This is a genomic window from Arthrobacter sp. StoSoilB20 (genome assembly GCF_019977295.1).
GTDB classification, from domain to species: domain Bacteria; phylum Actinomycetota; class Actinomycetes; order Actinomycetales; family Micrococcaceae; genus Arthrobacter; species Arthrobacter nicotinovorans_A.
The window spans coordinates 3,812,876-3,826,628 of the sequence record NZ_AP024651.1 but is presented as its reverse complement, the minus strand read 5'-3'; the positions used below and the strand labels follow the sequence as shown (position 1 = coordinate 3,826,628).

The following is a 13,753-nucleotide window of genomic DNA, read 5'->3' as shown; positions in this document are numbered from 1 at the left end:
CATTTTTTCTGTAGGAGCACCGTGCCCAGCAAGGCAAAAACCGGCAAGAAACTCGTGATCGTGGAGTCTCCCGCCAAGAGTAAGACCATCGCCAAGTACCTTGGCGAGGGCTTCATCGTCGAGGCTTCCATCGGCCACATCCGGGACCTCCCGCAGCCCTCGGACCTCCCTGCAGAACTGAAGAAGACCTCGCTGGGCAAGTTCGCCGTCGACGTCGAAAACGGCTTCAAGCCGTACTACGTTGTCTCCCCGGACAAAAAGAAAAAAGTTGCCGAGCTCAAGGCGCAGCTGAAAGATGCTGACGCGCTCTATCTCGCGACCGATGGGGACCGCGAAGGCGAAGCCATCGCATGGCACCTCCTTGAGGTCCTGAAACCCAAGGTTCCCGTCTACCGCATGACCTTCGGTGAAATCACCAAGGAAGCCATCCACCGCGCCATGGACAACCTGCGCGATGTCGACACCGCCCTGGTGGACGCCCAGGAAACCCGCCGTATCCTTGACCGCCTGTACGGCTACGAAATCTCTCCTGTCCTGTGGCGCAAGGTTGCCCGCGGGCTCTCGGCGGGCCGCGTGCAGTCCGTGGTGACCCGCATGGTGGTGGACCGTGAACGCGAACGCATGGCCTTCCGGGCCGCGTCCTACTGGGACCTTACGGGCCAATTCGGTGCCGGCTCGGGGTCCTTTAAAGCCAAGCTTGCTGCCGTGGACGGTTCCAAGGTTGCCAGTGGCCGCGATTTCAACGACAACGGCCAGCTGACCTCCTCCACCGTGGTGCACCTCAACGAGGAACTTGCTACGTCTTTGGCTGCTGGACTGGAGAACGCCGAATTCCGCGTTCGTTCCGTCGATACCAAGCCGTACACCCGCCGTCCTGCCGCGCCGTTCACCACCTCGACGCTTCAGCAGGAAGCCGGCCGCAAGCTGCGTTTCTCCTCCAAGAGCACCATGCAGGTAGCCCAACGCCTGTATGAAAACGGCTACATCACCTATATGCGTACCGACTCCTCGGCATTGAGCGATGAAGCCCTCACGGCATCCCGTCGCCAGGCTGCCGAGCTGTACGGCCCCGAGTACGTACCCCAGAGCCCACGCGTGTACGCCAACAAGGCAGCCAATGCCCAGGAAGCCCACGAGGCCATCCGTCCCGCCGGTGACTCCTTCCGCACCCCTGCCCAGGTGGCCAAGCAGCTGAGCGGCGACGAGTTCCGGCTGTACGAGCTCATCTGGAAGCGCACGGTGGCCTCCCAGATGGCCGATGCCAAGGGCTCCACGGCCACCATCCGCCTCGGAGCCGTGGCTGCTGACGGACGCGACGCCGAATTCTCGGCTTCAGGCACCGTCATCACCTTCCCCGGCTTCCTGGCCGCCTATGAAGAAGGCAAGGATGAGAGCCGCGGAGACGATGAATCCGACGAAGCCCGACGCCTGCCCAACGTGGCCAAGGGCGATGAGCTCACCGCCTCCGACATCCTGGCTGTGGGCCACGAAACCTCACCGCCGCCTCGGTACACCGAAGCTTCGCTGACGGCTGAGCTGGAAAAGCGCGGCATCGGCCGCCCGTCCACTTACGCCTCCACCATTTCCACCATCCAGGACCGTGGCTACGTCCGTAAGCAGGGGTCCGCCTTGGTCCCCAGCTGGATTGCGTTCTCCGTGATCCGTTTGCTGGAACAGCACTTCACGGATTACGTGGACTATGAGTTCACCGCGGACATGGAAGGCGACCTGGATAAGATCGCCAACGGACAGGCCGTGGGTGCCGCCTGGCTGAAGCACTTCTACTATGGTGAAGACGCCGATCCTGGCCTGTTGAGCATTGTGAACAACCTGGGCGAAATCGATGCCCGCGAAATCAACTCCGTACCTATCGCCGAGGGCATTACCCTCCGCGTAGGCAAGTTCGGACCCTACCTGGAAAGCTCCATCCCCACCGTGGATGAGAAGACCGGAGAGGTAGTGGAATCCGCGCGTGCCAACGTCCCCGAGGAACTGGCCCCGGATGAGCTCACGGCCGACAAAGCCAAAGAACTCATGGAGACCGCTGCCCCGGAGGAACGGGTGCTGGGAACCGATCCCCACACCGGACACACCGTGGTGGCCAAAAATGGCCGCTATGGGGCCTACGTCACCGAGATCATTCCCGAGATGACCGAGGAACAACTGGCCAACCAGCCGGTGGAGTATTACAAGAACGGCAAGCCCAAGCCGCCGAAGAAACCCGTCAAGGCCAAGCCGCGCACGGGCTCACTGTTCAAGTCCATGACTGTGGACACTGTGACCCTGGACGAGGCCTTGCAGCTCATGAGCCTGCCCCGGGTCCTGGGCGAGGATGCCGACGGCAACCCCATCACGGTGCAGAACGGCCGCTTTGGTCCCTACCTGAAGAAGGGCACGGATTCCCGGTCCATCGGCTCGGAAGAGGAGATCTTCACGATCACCCTGGAGCAGGCACTGGAGATCTATTCCCAGCCCAAGCAGCGCGGCGCCCGTGCCGCTGTGCCTCCGCTGGCCGAGTTCGGTCCGGATCCTGTTTCGGAAAAGAACATCGTGGTGAAGGAAGGCCGCTTCGGTCCGTACATCACTGACGGCGTCACCAACATCACCGTCCCCCGCTCAACCTCGTTGGAGGAACTGACCCGGGAACGCGCCGTCGAACTTTTGGCCGAGAAGCGGGCCAAGGGCCCGGTCAAGCGGACCACCACCCGCAAGGCACCGGCCAAGAAGAAGGCCACCGCCAAGAAGTAGGCCGCGGCCATAAAGCAGCCACTATGAAGGCACCGGCCAAGAAGTAGGCCGCGGCCAGCAAGCAGCCACCATAAAGCAGCCACTATGAAGGCCGGGACAGCAAGCGCGAATTGCGTCCCGGCCGGCATCGTGGTCGAGTAGAACCATGACTGAACAGACCGTTTCACCGGACAACGAACCCTTGAACGACCTCGAGGCCAAGCTCGCCTCGGCCGAGCAGCCGGACGCCAACCCGGTTGATGTCATCCTCGCTTTCCTGAACAACGAGGTCTACCTGGTCAGCTCCGAAGCCGTGGACGGCCCGGATTCGTCGGTGGAGCCGTTGGTGCTCTCCAACGCTGACGGTCAGCCCGTCCTGGCTGTCTTCAGCCACCCAAGCCGCGTTGATGAGCGGTTCCTCGAAGCGGCCCCGCACGTCCTGGGCACCATGGGATCAGCGATCCTGGGAAACATCGGCGATGAACTCGGCATGGTCATCAACCCGGGCAGCGAGTTCGGCTTCGAAATCGACCCCGAAGGCATCGCCAACATCCGCCGTGACTTCAAGCGCGCAGATGAAGCAGGGGAGCCCACCGAATAGCCGGTGCCCAAACCGCCGGACATCAATCCGACGGCGAAACGTCGCCGCCAAGTTGCTTCACGGCCTTGGAATCGGTGAATAATGGCAGAATGCGTCTTGGCGTTCTAGACATCGGTTCCAACACCGTCCATCTGCTTCTTGTGGATGCTCACCCGGGCGCGCGCCCGGTGGCTTTCGCATCCCACAAGCGTCCCCTGTCCCTGGTGCAGTACCTCGACGGTGACGGCAACATCAACGACGCCGGCCAGCACGAGCTCATCGAGTTCGTACTGGAAGCCTGGGAGTTCGCCGCCAGCCACAAAGCCGAGGACCTCCTGGCGTTTTGTACCTCGGCAATCCGCGAGGCCACCAACGGTCCGGAGGTCCTGGCTCGGGTCAAGCACGAAACAACGGTGACCCTGCAGGAACTGACAGGCAGCGAGGAAGCGTCCATGACGTTCTTCGCAGTCCGCCGCTGGTATGGGTGGGGCGCAGGTCCCATCCTTGACCTGGACATTGGTGGGGGCTCCTTTGAAATGGCCTATGGAACCGATGAACTTCCCGAGTTCGCCACCTCGGTTCCCCTGGGTGCCAGCCGTTTGACACGGGATTGGCTCCACGATGATCCTCCGACAGCAAAAAGCGTCAAGGAACTGCGGCGCTACATCCGTTCCACGCTGAAGCCTGTGGTCCGCAATTTCCACGAGCTCGGCCGTGCGAACCTCGTGGCCGGTACTTCCAAGACCTTCCGGTCGCTGGCACGCATCGCAGGCGCGGCGCCGAGTGCGGCAGGACCCTACGTGAAGCGCGAACTCCACGCCGCGGACCTCGGCCTGTGGGCCCAGCGAATTTCGGCTATGACAGTGGAGGACCGGCTGTACCTGCCAGGTGTCTCGGACGCCCGGGCACGCCAACTGTTGGCAGGTGCGCTGGTGGCCGAGGCCGCGCTTGAGCTCTTTGAATTCCCCACCATGGAGATTTGTCCGTGGGCACTGCGGGAGGGCCTGATCCTTCGCCGGCTTGACCAGCTGGTCTTTGAAGAGGCCCTCGACCCCGCGCCGCATGTGGGCAAGCGGAAGAAGGACAAGTCCAAAAAGAAAGCAGCCAAGGACGGTGCCAAGACGGTGGATAATGATGAGTCCCACCCCGGGATCGATGAGTCCCACCCCGGGATCAAGGAATTTCCTGTCCCCGTGAACACTCCGTCCCCTGCACCAATCCCAGCCCCCGTGGCAGGCGGGCTGGCCTCCTGAGATGAGCAACGACGTCGAACCTGAAGTGAATGACCGCCAGATCCCCGTAGCGCTGTCCAGCGCTTCCGTCTACCCCTTGAGCGTCCATGACGCTTTCGCCGTGGCGCAGGACCTGGGTTATGAAGGCGTGGAGGTGATGGTCACCAACAACGCGGTGAGTCAGAACCCGGCCGCCCTGATCCAGTTGAGCCACCGCTACCACCAGGAGATCGTCTCCATTCACGCGCCCACATTGCTGCTGACGCAACAGGTGTGGGGCACGGCCTGGAACAAGATCGAGAAGTCGTGCCAGATGGCCGCCGACGTAGGATGCGACACCGTGGTGGCCCACCCGCCGTTCCGCTGGCAGTCCAACTATGCGGAGAACTTCGTGGAAGGCGTCCGGGAGATCGCGGCGAGGTACCAGGTGCATATTGCCGTGGAGAACATGTACCCGTGGCGTGTCCGTGGCCGCGAAGCTGTGGCTTACCTGCCGCACTGGGATCCCCTGGGACAGGATTACGACGACGTCACGTGGGATTTCTCGCACGCGGCCACTGCCGGGGCCAACAGTTTGGAAGCCATCAAGGCATTGGGCAGCAAGCTCCGCCACGTCCACCTCACAGACGGTTCAGGTTCCGGTAAGGACGAGCACCTGGTGCCCGGCACGGGAACGCAACAGTGCGCCGACGCCCTCCAGCACCTGGCGTCCACTGGGTTCGATGGCGTGGTGGTGGCCGAGATCTCCACCCGCAAGGCCAAGGTGGCGGGGGAGCGCGAGGAAATGCTGGCAGAAACCCTGCGCTTCGCGCGGCAGCACCTCAGCGCACCATCGCTGCGCAGCGTAGAGAACTAACGGCGTCGAGCCTGTTCTGAGCTTGTTGGCCTGACGCACCGTCTCACACGGTGTGTCGGGCGGGCGGCGCCAGGTCCGGCCGTTAAAAGCGAAAGCACCGGCGGCCGAATCGGGAAATGGGGGAAAACCCGCCCGGCCACCGGTGCTTGTGGCGGACATCCCCATGCCCGCCTCATCACTCGCACCCTCAATGAGGTAACTACTAAGTTACGGACCAACAATGAGTGCTGCCTGCAATAACCTTGGGAACAAGCTGGGAATCCGGAATCCGTTAGACCCCGTCCAAGGCCAACTGCAATGATGGAGCAATGAGCAACCGAATCGCATTCCTTGGCTGTGGATCCATGAACGAGGCAATCCTGGGAGGCCTGATCGCCGCCGGGACCGACCCCGCAGACATCGTGGCCACGGTCCGGCGGGCCGAGCGCGCCGACGAACTCGCCCAGCGGCACGGGGTTATGGCCATCGCCGGCGAAGAGGAGCCGGACAACAATAAGTTGGCTACCAAGGGCTCCGGCTTGGTCATCCTTGGCGTTAAACCGGTAGGCATCCTGGATCTGGCACGGGAGATCAGCCCGGCCCTGGCCAAGGACACGATTGTTGTCAGCGTCGCGGCGGCCGTTTCCATCGCCCAGCTTGAAGCAGCGCTGCCGGACGGCCAGCCGGTGATCCGCACCATGCCCAATACACCGGCCCGGCTGGGGCGCGGCGTCATCTCGGTCTCCCCGGGAACGCATTGCACCCCTGAGCAGCTTGAACGGGCCAAAGCCGCGCTGGCTGGTGCCGGCACGGTGGTGGAGATCCCGGAGGAACAGGTGGACGCGCTGTCTGCCATCAGCGGTTCGGGCCCGGCATACGCTTTCTACCTGGCCGAGGCCATGGCAGCGGCCGGCGTCGAACTGGGCTTGGACCAGGAGCTGTCCGTCATGCTTGCCCGCGAAACAGTGGCCGGCGCCGGCTTTATGCTGGCCGAACCGGGTGCGGACCCCTCAGCCCTGCGAATCGCCGTCACCAGCCCCAATGGCACCACTGAGCGTGCCATCATGGCCTTCGACGACGGCGGCATCCCCAAGATCATTGCCGACGGCGCCCGCGCGGCAGCAGCCCGCGCAGCAGAGATCACCAAGCAGCTCGGCTAACCTCGGCGTTTTTGTACAGCTAACGCCCCTAAGAGCGCGTCTAAAGGGCGTTAGCTGTACAAAAACTCCATCACGGTTACGGGCGTGCTGCGAAGCGCTCCAGCAGGTCCACGTGTCCGGACACGATCAACATATCGTGGCCGGACACTTTGGTTTCCGGCCGTGCGTAGGTGAAATCCTCGCCCGGGGTTTTGACGCCGACGATCGTCACGCCGTACTTGGAGCGGACCTTGGATTCTTCCAGGGTGAAGCCCACGGTTTCCTTGGGCGGGTACATTTTCACGATCGCGTAGTCGTCGTCGAACTCGATGAAGTCCAGCATCCGTCCGGACACCAGGTGCGCCGCCCGGACACCGGCATCGGCCTCCGGGTAGATCACATGGTTGGCGCCGATGCGGGTGAGGATCTTGCCGTGCGAGGGCGTGATGGCCTTGACCCACAGGTGTTGGATGCCCAGGTCCACCAGGTTCACGGTGATGAGCACCGAGGACTCGATGGACGTGCCAACACCCACTACAGCTGAGCTGAACTCCTGGGCTCCAAGCTGGCGCAGGGCATCGATGTTGGTGGCGTCGGCCTCCACCACGTGCGTGAGCACGGGCGCCCACTTTTGGACGAGGGTACGGTCGCGCTCGATGGCCAGGACTTCGCGGCCCTGCTTGACCAGCTGCTCAGCCGTGGCGGATCCGAACCGGCCCAGGCCAATGACCAGTACTGGTGCGTTGTGTGCGGGGCGGTTGGCAGCCCCCGTGGTACTAGCCAATGATTGGCCTCTCTTCCGGGTAGTGGTACAGCTGGCTTCGTTGGCGCAGGGCCAGTCCGGCAGCAAGGGTTACGGTGCCGACGCGGCCGGCGAACATCAAAGCGGTCAGGACATAAACGCCCGACGGCGGCAGCTCGGCACTGAGGTTGGTGCTCAGTCCCACGGTGGCAAAGGCGGAGATGGATTCGAAGAGCACCCGGTCCAATGATGCTCCGCTGATGGATAGCAGCAGGAACGCTGCAACGGAGACCAAGGTGGCGCCGGCAACGATCACCGAGATGGCCACGCGCATGGTGCCTTGGGGGATGGTGCGGCCATAGACCTTCACGTCGGCGTCGCCACGGGCTTCGGCCATGATGGCCAGGAACATGACGGCGATGGTGGTTACTTTGATGCCACCGGCTGTGGACGCCGACCCGCCGCCGGCGAACATGAGGGCATCGGTGAGGAGCATCGTGGTGGATTCCATGTGGTTTTGGTCCACCAGGTTGAAGCCTCCGGACCTGGTCATCACGGAGGCGAACAGGGAATGGGCCACCTTGTCGCCAAGGCCCATATGGCCGATGGTGCGCAGGTTGTCCCATTCCATCAGGCCCCACAGCACTGCGCCGGCTGCCAGCAGGATGAAGGAGACCTGGATGGTGAGCTTGGTGTGGAGGTTCCACTTCTTCCAATTGAGCCCGTTCTGCTGCAACACCATCACCACCGGGAATCCGAGGCTGCCGAGGAAGACCCCCAACATCAGCGGAACCAGGATCCACAGGTCGGTCTCATAGGGGACGATGCCATCGGAATGCGGTGTGAACCCGGCGTTGTTGAACGCGGAAATGGAGTAGAAGACGCCGTGCCACACGGACTGCCAGAAGCTCTCCCCGAGCACTATGAAGCGGGGAATCAGCACGATGGCCAGTCCGGCCTCAATCACCACCGAGGTCACGATGACGATCCGGAGCAGGGTACCCACCTCACCGAGGCGGCCAGCGTTGTTCATGGCTTCCTGGGCGATCAGCTTGCCGCGTACGCCCAGGCGCTTGCTGACCATGAGGGCCAACAGCGAGGCCAGGGTCAGCGTGCCAAGGCCTCCCACGAAGATGCCAATGAGGATCACCAGCTGACCAAAGAAGGTCCAGTGGGTAGCGGTGGAAACCACCGTCAGCCCGGTGACGCAGACGGCAGAGACCGCAGTGAACATGGATTGATGCAAGGGCGTGACCGTACCGGCAGCGGACGCCGCGGGCAGGGACAGCAGGCCCGTGAACACCAGGATGACCACGGCGAAGACGGTCAACGCCAAACGGGCAGGGGAGGTGTTGGCAATGTTGTCGATGAAGTCGCGCACGCGGGTGAAGATCCACAGACCTTCCCGCTCCTGCTGGTTGGGTTGCCAGTTGGCCGGGCTCGTGGACCGCGACTGGCTTTGAGACATGGCGCTCTTCCTCGGTTGAAACAAGCTTTCCTGAGTAGTAAACCACTATTCCCGCGGCGTAACCGGGCGTGGGGGCCCTCCAGCCTCAGGTAGCCTGTTCTGGATGAACTCCAGGCTTGGGACTACGGCTTCCAGCATTACCCGCTCCGCACTGCCAACGACGGTGGTGTGGGACCCAGCCATGACTGCCTACAATTTTGGCCCCGGCCACCCCATGGCTCCCCAGCGACTGGAACTGACAGCACGGTTGGCCGAATCCCTGGGCTTGTTTGACCATGAGCATGTGGCGGTTGAGGCACCCGAGGTAGCAACCGACGTCGAACTTCTAACGGTGCACAGCGCCGGCTACGTGGAGGCCGTCCGGCGCGTCAGCGAGGACCCGTCCACCCCGGAGGAAAGCCGCGGCCTGGGGACGGAGGATGACCCCGCGTTCGCCGGAATGCACGAGGCCAGTGCCAGGCTTGCCGGCGGTTCACTGCTGGCCGCTGAGAACATCCTCTCGGGCAAGGCGGTCCGGGCGGTGAACTTCAGTGGCGGGATGCACCATGCCGCACGCGAGCGGGCCAGCGGCTTTTGCGTCTACAACGACGTCGCGCTGGCAATCCAAAGACTGCTCGACGGCGGGGTGCAGCGGATCGTCAGCATCGACGTAGATGCCCATCACGGCGACGGGACGCAGAGTATCTTCTGGAACGATCCCCGTGTCCTGACCATCAGCCTGCACGAAACGGGCCTGACCCTCTTCCCGGGGACCGGCTTTGCCAATGAAACCGGCGGGCCGGACGCTCCAGGGACTGCGGTCAACGTCGCGCTTCCCACTTTTACGGGTGATGCCGCCTGGTTGCGGGCCTTCCATGCAGTGGTTCCGCAGCTTGTGGGTGCCTTCCAGCCGGAGGTCATCGTCAGCCAGCACGGGTGCGACTCCCACCGCGACGACCCCCTGACGCACCTCACCCTCAGCGTCGACGGCCAGCGTGAGGCTGCCTCCGCCGTCGCGAGCCTGGCGGCCCGTTACTGCGGGAACCGATGGATTGCCACTGGCGGCGGCGGTTATGACGTCACCGGTGTTGTGCCGCGTGCGTGGAGCCACCTGATCGGGATGGTGACACAGCGCCCGGTGCCACTCAGTGCGCCCGTGCCTGAAGCGTGGCGGACGTATGTGCGCGAAACCTATGGCGTGTGGGCTCCGGAGTCCATGGGCGATGACGTGGACGTGTGGTGGCGCTCCTGGGAAGTGGGCTATGACCCCGCCGATGAGGTGGACCGGACAGTCATTGCCACGCGCAAGGAAATCTTCCCGCTCTACGGGCTGGACCCTTGGTTCGACTGACGGAGGCCACGCTCCACAGGCCCTGCATCACAAAGAAACAGGGATGCCAATCGGCGTATATGTCGCTAGGGTGGGAGGCATGGTGACTGACGACGTATTTGCCGTCATAGCTGAGGCAACCAGGCGCGACATCCTGGTTTCCCTCCGCTCTGGGGATAAAGCAGTAGGCGAACTGGTGGAAGAACTGGCTGCGAGCCAACCCACTATCTCCAAGCATCTGAAGGTGCTCCGCGAGGCTGATCTTGTCAGCATGCGCGCGCAAGGCCAGAAGCGCTTCTATGCGCTCAATCCCAAGCCGCTTGCCGGCGTCGCGAGCTGGCTTGAAACGTTCGACGTCGGCGGCCCGGCTCCCGCCGCCGTCTTACCTGCCGCTGTGGCGCCTGCCGTGGCCGCGTCTCCGGCAGCCCCTGCGGAAATTCCCGCAGTCAGTACGCCTCCAGTTGAAGCTGCTGCACCGGTCCCGAACCGTGCCGACGCCATCAGCCAGGCCGTCAAGGTCCACGCGCGTGAAACGCCTGTTTCGGTTGACCCTGCCTCCGATGACACCGTTCCCCAGCAGATTGGCCGTACTGTTGGCCGCGCTGCCACTAAGGCTGCTGACCTCCTGGCCAACCTTCCGAACCTGCCCAACCTGCCAAAGTTTGGCCGTAAGCGGTAGCGCGCAACGACTTAACGTGATCCTCATCACATTGTGAGTTTTTGTTTACCTTCCGCTTCCTTGTGTTTTCAACGATTTTCTACAGTTGTGTTAACTCAGCTTTGAGGGTCACATTGTCTCCGGATGGAGATCCTATGTCCCTCGGTGCAACCATGGGCGGGACTAATCGTCTCGCCGCGGGTCGGCGCACTGAGGATAGGAACACGCATGGATTCAAGGCTCGAAGCTGTCCGCGACACCGTGTTGGCGCGGAACCCGGGGGAGAAGGAATTCCACCAGGCCGTCACTGAGGTCTTCGAAAGCCTTGGCCCCGTGCATGACCGCCACCCCGAATTCCTCGAAGGTGCCGTCCTGGAACGCCTTTGCGAGCCCGAACGCCAGATCATCTTCCGCGTCCCGTGGACCGACGACGCCGGTCGCGTCCACGTAAACCGCGGCTTCCGCGTGGAGTTCAACTCCGCCCTGGGCCCCTACAAGGGCGGGCTCCGGTTCCACCCCTCGGTATACCTGGGGATCGTGAAGTTCCTTGGCTTCGAGCAGATCTTCAAGAACGCGCTCACCGGCATGCCCATTGGCGGCGGCAAAGGTGGCTCGGACTTTGATCCGCGCGGGCGTTCCGACGCCGAAATCATGCGTTTCTGCCAGTCCTTCATGACCGAGCTCTACCGCCACATCGGCGAGTACACCGACGTCCCTGCCGGCGACATCGGCGTGGGTGGACGCGAAATCGGTTACCTCTTTGGCCAGTACAAGCGCATTACCAACCGCTACGAGTCGGGAGTCCTCACGGGCAAGGGCATCTCCTGGGGCGGCTCCCTGGTCCGCCCCGAGGCTACCGGCTACGGCACGGTGATCTTCGCCCAGGAGATGCTGAAGACGCGGGGCCAGTCCTTTGACGGCCAGCGGGTGGTGGTTTCCGGTTCGGGCAACGTGGCCATCCATGCCATCGCCAAGGCGCAGTCCCTGGGCGCCACCGTGGTGGCCTGTTCAGATTCGGCCGGTTACATCGTGGACGAGGCGGGGATCGACGTCGGGCTTCTGAGCCAGATCAAGGAAGTGGAGCGCGGACGCCTCACCGAGTACGCCGCGCGCCGTTCCGGAGCCAACCATGTTGCCGGTGGTTCCGTGTGGGACGTGACCGGCACGGTGGCCTTGCCGTGCGCCACGCAGAACGAGCTCGACGGCGATGCTGCCGCCAAGCTGGTCAGCAACGGCCTGATTGCGGTGGCGGAGGGTGCGAACATGCCCTCCACCCGTGCCGCGGTATCGGTGTTCCAGGAAGCCGGGATCCTGTTTGGACCGGGCAAGGCCGCCAACGCCGGGGGTGTTGCAACGTCTGCGCTGGAAATGCAGCAGAATGCCAGCCGCGATTCGTGGTCCTTCGAGCACACCGAACAGCGCCTCACCGAGATCATGGTGGGCATCCACGATCGCTGTGCCGAAACAGCGGACGCCTACGGTGCGCCCGGAAACTACGTGGTGGGTGCCAACATCGGAGGGTTCGTCAAGGTAGCCGACGCCATGCTGGCCCAGGGCCTGATCTAACCCTTTACCCAAACAACACAACAGCCCCTGTTCGCAATGGACGTCCATTGCGAACAGGGGCTGTTGCCTGCATGGGTGCTTTTAGCGCTGGAGCAACCGCACGTGGTCCGGGTTCAGGTCCTCCACCTTGCTGACGCCCAACAGCGCCATGGTGCGGGTCATGTCCTTCTCGAGGATCTGGATGGTGCGGTCCACGCCTTCGCGTCCGCCGGCCATCAGGCCATAAAGGTAAGCGCGGCCGATCAGGGCGAAGTCTGCGCCCAGTGCCAGGGCTGCCACGATGTCCGCGCCGCTCATGATGCCCGTGTCCAGGATGACCGCGGCCTCGCTGTTGTCCGCCTTCAGTGCTGTGGTGACTTCCGGCAGCAGGTGGAACGGGATGGGTGCGCGGTCCAGTTGGCGTCCGCCGTGGTTGGACAGGATGATTCCATCAGCACCGTGGTCAACAACGCGCCGGGCGTCTTCCACGGTCTGGATGCCCTTGACCACCAGCTTGCCCTTCCAGGTTTCGCGGAGCCAGTCCAGGTCCTCGTAGGTCAGCGTGGGATCGAACATGGAGTTGATGAGGTCGGCCACGGTGCCGGTGTAGCGCGAGAGTGAGGCGAACGTCAGGGGCTCGTGGGTGAGGAAGTTGAACCACCAGGCCGGGCGGTACGAGGCGTCCAGGACTGTCTTGATGGTCAGTGCCGGCGGGATGGTCATGCCATTGCGGACGTCGCGGAGGCGGGCGCCCGCAACGGCGGTGTCCACGGTGACCATGAGGGTGTCGTTGCCGGCTTTGGCGGCACGTTCGATCAGTTCCAGGGAGCGGTCGCGGTCCGTCCACAGGTACAGCTGGAACCAGTTCCGGCCGTTCGGGGCGGCGGTGGCCACGTCCTCGATGGAGGCGGTGCCCATGGTGGAGAGGGTATAGGGGATTCCGGCAGCTTCAGCAGCCTGCGAACCGGCATATTCGCCCTCGGACTGCATCATGCGCGTGAATCCCGTAGGTGCGATGCCGAAGGGCAGGCGGGATTCCTTGCCCAGGATTTCCGTGCGGAGGTCAATCCTTGAAACATCGCGAAGGATGCCCGGCCGGAATTCGATGTCCTGGAACGCCTGGCGTGCACGGCGCAGGGTGATCTCTTCTTCGGCGGCACCGTCGGTGTAGTCGAACGGTGCCTGCGGGGTGCGGCGCTTGGCCATGTCCCGCAGTTCCCAGATGGTGCTGGCGCGCTTGAGCCGGGCGGTCTTGCTGAATTCGGGCTTCTTGAACTGCATCAGCGGCGCGAGGTCCGAGACCTTGGGGATGCGCCGCTTCAATGCCGGAGGCACCAAGGATGGGTGTACGACGGCGGGCGCCGGCTGCTGCTGCCGGGTCACGTTCTGATCGCTCCCGGCATTGGCGGGCTCGGCGGTGATCTTGGGATCGAGGGTGTCGGTCATGCGGTTCTCCCTTGAATTCTGTGGTCCTGCCACTGTGGTCTAACCACACTGTAATCCATGTGGTTGGACCAC

General features: G+C 63.3%; 11 protein-coding genes. 8 read left to right on the top strand and 3 right to left on the bottom strand.

Annotation, left to right across the window (positions count from 1 at the left end; all coding sequences use genetic code 11):
* The first annotated feature begins 21 nt into the window (after positions 1–21).
* The 5 genes from topA (at position 22) to proC (ending at position 6,534) form a co-directional block, all read left to right on the top strand.
* The gene (gene topA / locus LDN85_RS17345) at positions 22–2,748 is read left to right on the top strand and encodes a type I DNA topoisomerase (protein WP_091549688.1); all 2,727 of its coding nucleotides are present in this window, start codon (positions 22–24) and stop codon (positions 2,746–2,748) included.
* A 145-nt stretch (positions 2,749–2,893) separates the two neighbouring features.
* On the top strand, positions 2,894–3,328 hold the full coding sequence (locus LDN85_RS17340) for an SseB family protein (RefSeq protein ID WP_026541355.1): 435 nt from the start codon (positions 2,894–2,896) through the stop codon (positions 3,326–3,328).
* 89 nt (positions 3,329–3,417) lie between these two features.
* Positions 3,418–4,560 carry a Ppx/GppA phosphatase family protein gene (locus LDN85_RS17335; protein ID WP_026541354.1) on the top strand — a complete coding sequence of 381 codons (1,143 nt, stop codon included), beginning with the start codon at positions 3,418–3,420 and terminating at the stop codon, positions 4,558–4,560.
* Between the two features lies 1 nt (position 4,561).
* Complete coding sequence (locus tag LDN85_RS17330) at positions 4,562–5,395, top strand: sugar phosphate isomerase/epimerase (RefSeq protein WP_026546534.1); 834 nt, start codon at positions 4,562–4,564, stop codon at positions 5,393–5,395.
* Positions 5,396–5,703: 308 nt separating this feature from the next.
* Positions 5,704–6,534: a pyrroline-5-carboxylate reductase gene (gene proC / locus LDN85_RS17325; protein ID WP_026541352.1), complete on the top strand. Its 831-nt coding sequence runs from the start codon at positions 5,704–5,706 to the stop codon at positions 6,532–6,534.
* Positions 6,535–6,610: 76 nt separating this feature from the next.
* Here proC and LDN85_RS17320 read toward each other — a convergent pair whose 3' ends face one another.
* Together LDN85_RS17320 and LDN85_RS17315 are read right to left on the bottom strand one after the other, a co-directional pair.
* Complete coding sequence (locus LDN85_RS17320) at positions 6,611–7,297, bottom strand: TrkA family potassium uptake protein (protein ID WP_026541351.1); 687 nt, start codon at positions 7,295–7,297, stop codon at positions 6,611–6,613.
* Positions 7,290–8,723 (bottom strand): potassium transporter TrkG, encoded by a 1,434-nt coding sequence (locus LDN85_RS17315; protein ID WP_223943655.1) that lies wholly within the window; start codon positions 8,721–8,723, stop codon positions 7,290–7,292. Before LDN85_RS17315 ends, LDN85_RS17320 begins: the two co-directional genes overlap by 8 nt.
* A 103-nt stretch (positions 8,724–8,826) precedes the next feature.
* On the opposite strand from LDN85_RS17315, the gene LDN85_RS17310 reads away from it, so the two are divergent.
* From LDN85_RS17310 to gdhA, 3 genes are all read left to right on the top strand, one after another.
* A complete protein-coding gene (locus LDN85_RS17310; protein ID WP_223943654.1) occupies positions 8,827–10,053 on the top strand; it encodes an acetoin utilization protein AcuC in 1,227 nt (408 codons plus the stop codon).
* 79 nt (positions 10,054–10,132) lie between these two features.
* Positions 10,133–10,711 carry a metalloregulator ArsR/SmtB family transcription factor gene (locus tag LDN85_RS17305; protein ID WP_223943653.1) on the top strand — a complete coding sequence of 193 codons (579 nt, stop codon included), beginning with the start codon at positions 10,133–10,135 and terminating at the stop codon, positions 10,709–10,711.
* 207 nt (positions 10,712–10,918) lie between these two features.
* Positions 10,919–12,256, top strand: coding sequence for an NADP-specific glutamate dehydrogenase (gene gdhA / locus LDN85_RS17300; protein WP_026541347.1), 1,338 nt, complete (start codon positions 10,919–10,921; stop codon positions 12,254–12,256).
* Positions 12,257–12,337: 81 nt separating this feature from the next.
* Here the strand turns inward: gdhA and LDN85_RS17295 are convergent, their stop codons facing one another.
* Positions 12,338–13,681, bottom strand: a complete 1,344-nt coding sequence (locus tag LDN85_RS17295; protein ID WP_275966324.1) for an alpha-hydroxy acid oxidase — start codon at positions 13,679–13,681, stop codon at positions 12,338–12,340.
* Positions 13,682–13,753 lie beyond the last annotated feature (72 nt).

Bases quoted from the DNA above. Each gene is read 5' to 3' on its own strand.
- LDN85_RS17340 (WP_026541355.1), top strand. From the start codon at position 2,894: ATGACTGAACAGACCGTTTCACCGGACAACGAACCCTTGAACGACCTC.
- LDN85_RS17335 (WP_026541354.1), top strand. From the start codon at position 3,418: ATGCGTCTTGGCGTTCTAGACATCGGTTCCAACACCGTCCATCTGCTT.
- LDN85_RS17330 (WP_026546534.1), top strand. From the start codon at position 4,562: ATGAGCAACGACGTCGAACCTGAAGTGAATGACCGCCAGATCCCCGTA.
- proC (WP_026541352.1), top strand. From the start codon at position 5,704: ATGAGCAACCGAATCGCATTCCTTGGCTGTGGATCCATGAACGAGGCA.
- LDN85_RS17315 (WP_223943655.1), bottom strand. From the start codon at position 8,723: ATGTCTCAAAGCCAGTCGCGGTCCACGAGCCCGGCCAACTGGCAACCC.
- LDN85_RS17310 (WP_223943654.1), top strand. From the start codon at position 8,827: ATGAACTCCAGGCTTGGGACTACGGCTTCCAGCATTACCCGCTCCGCA.
- LDN85_RS17305 (WP_223943653.1), top strand. From the start codon at position 10,133: ATGGTGACTGACGACGTATTTGCCGTCATAGCTGAGGCAACCAGGCGC.
- gdhA (WP_026541347.1), top strand. From the start codon at position 10,919: ATGGATTCAAGGCTCGAAGCTGTCCGCGACACCGTGTTGGCGCGGAAC.
- LDN85_RS17295 (WP_275966324.1), bottom strand. From the start codon at position 13,681: ATGACCGACACCCTCGATCCCAAGATCACCGCCGAGCCCGCCAATGCC.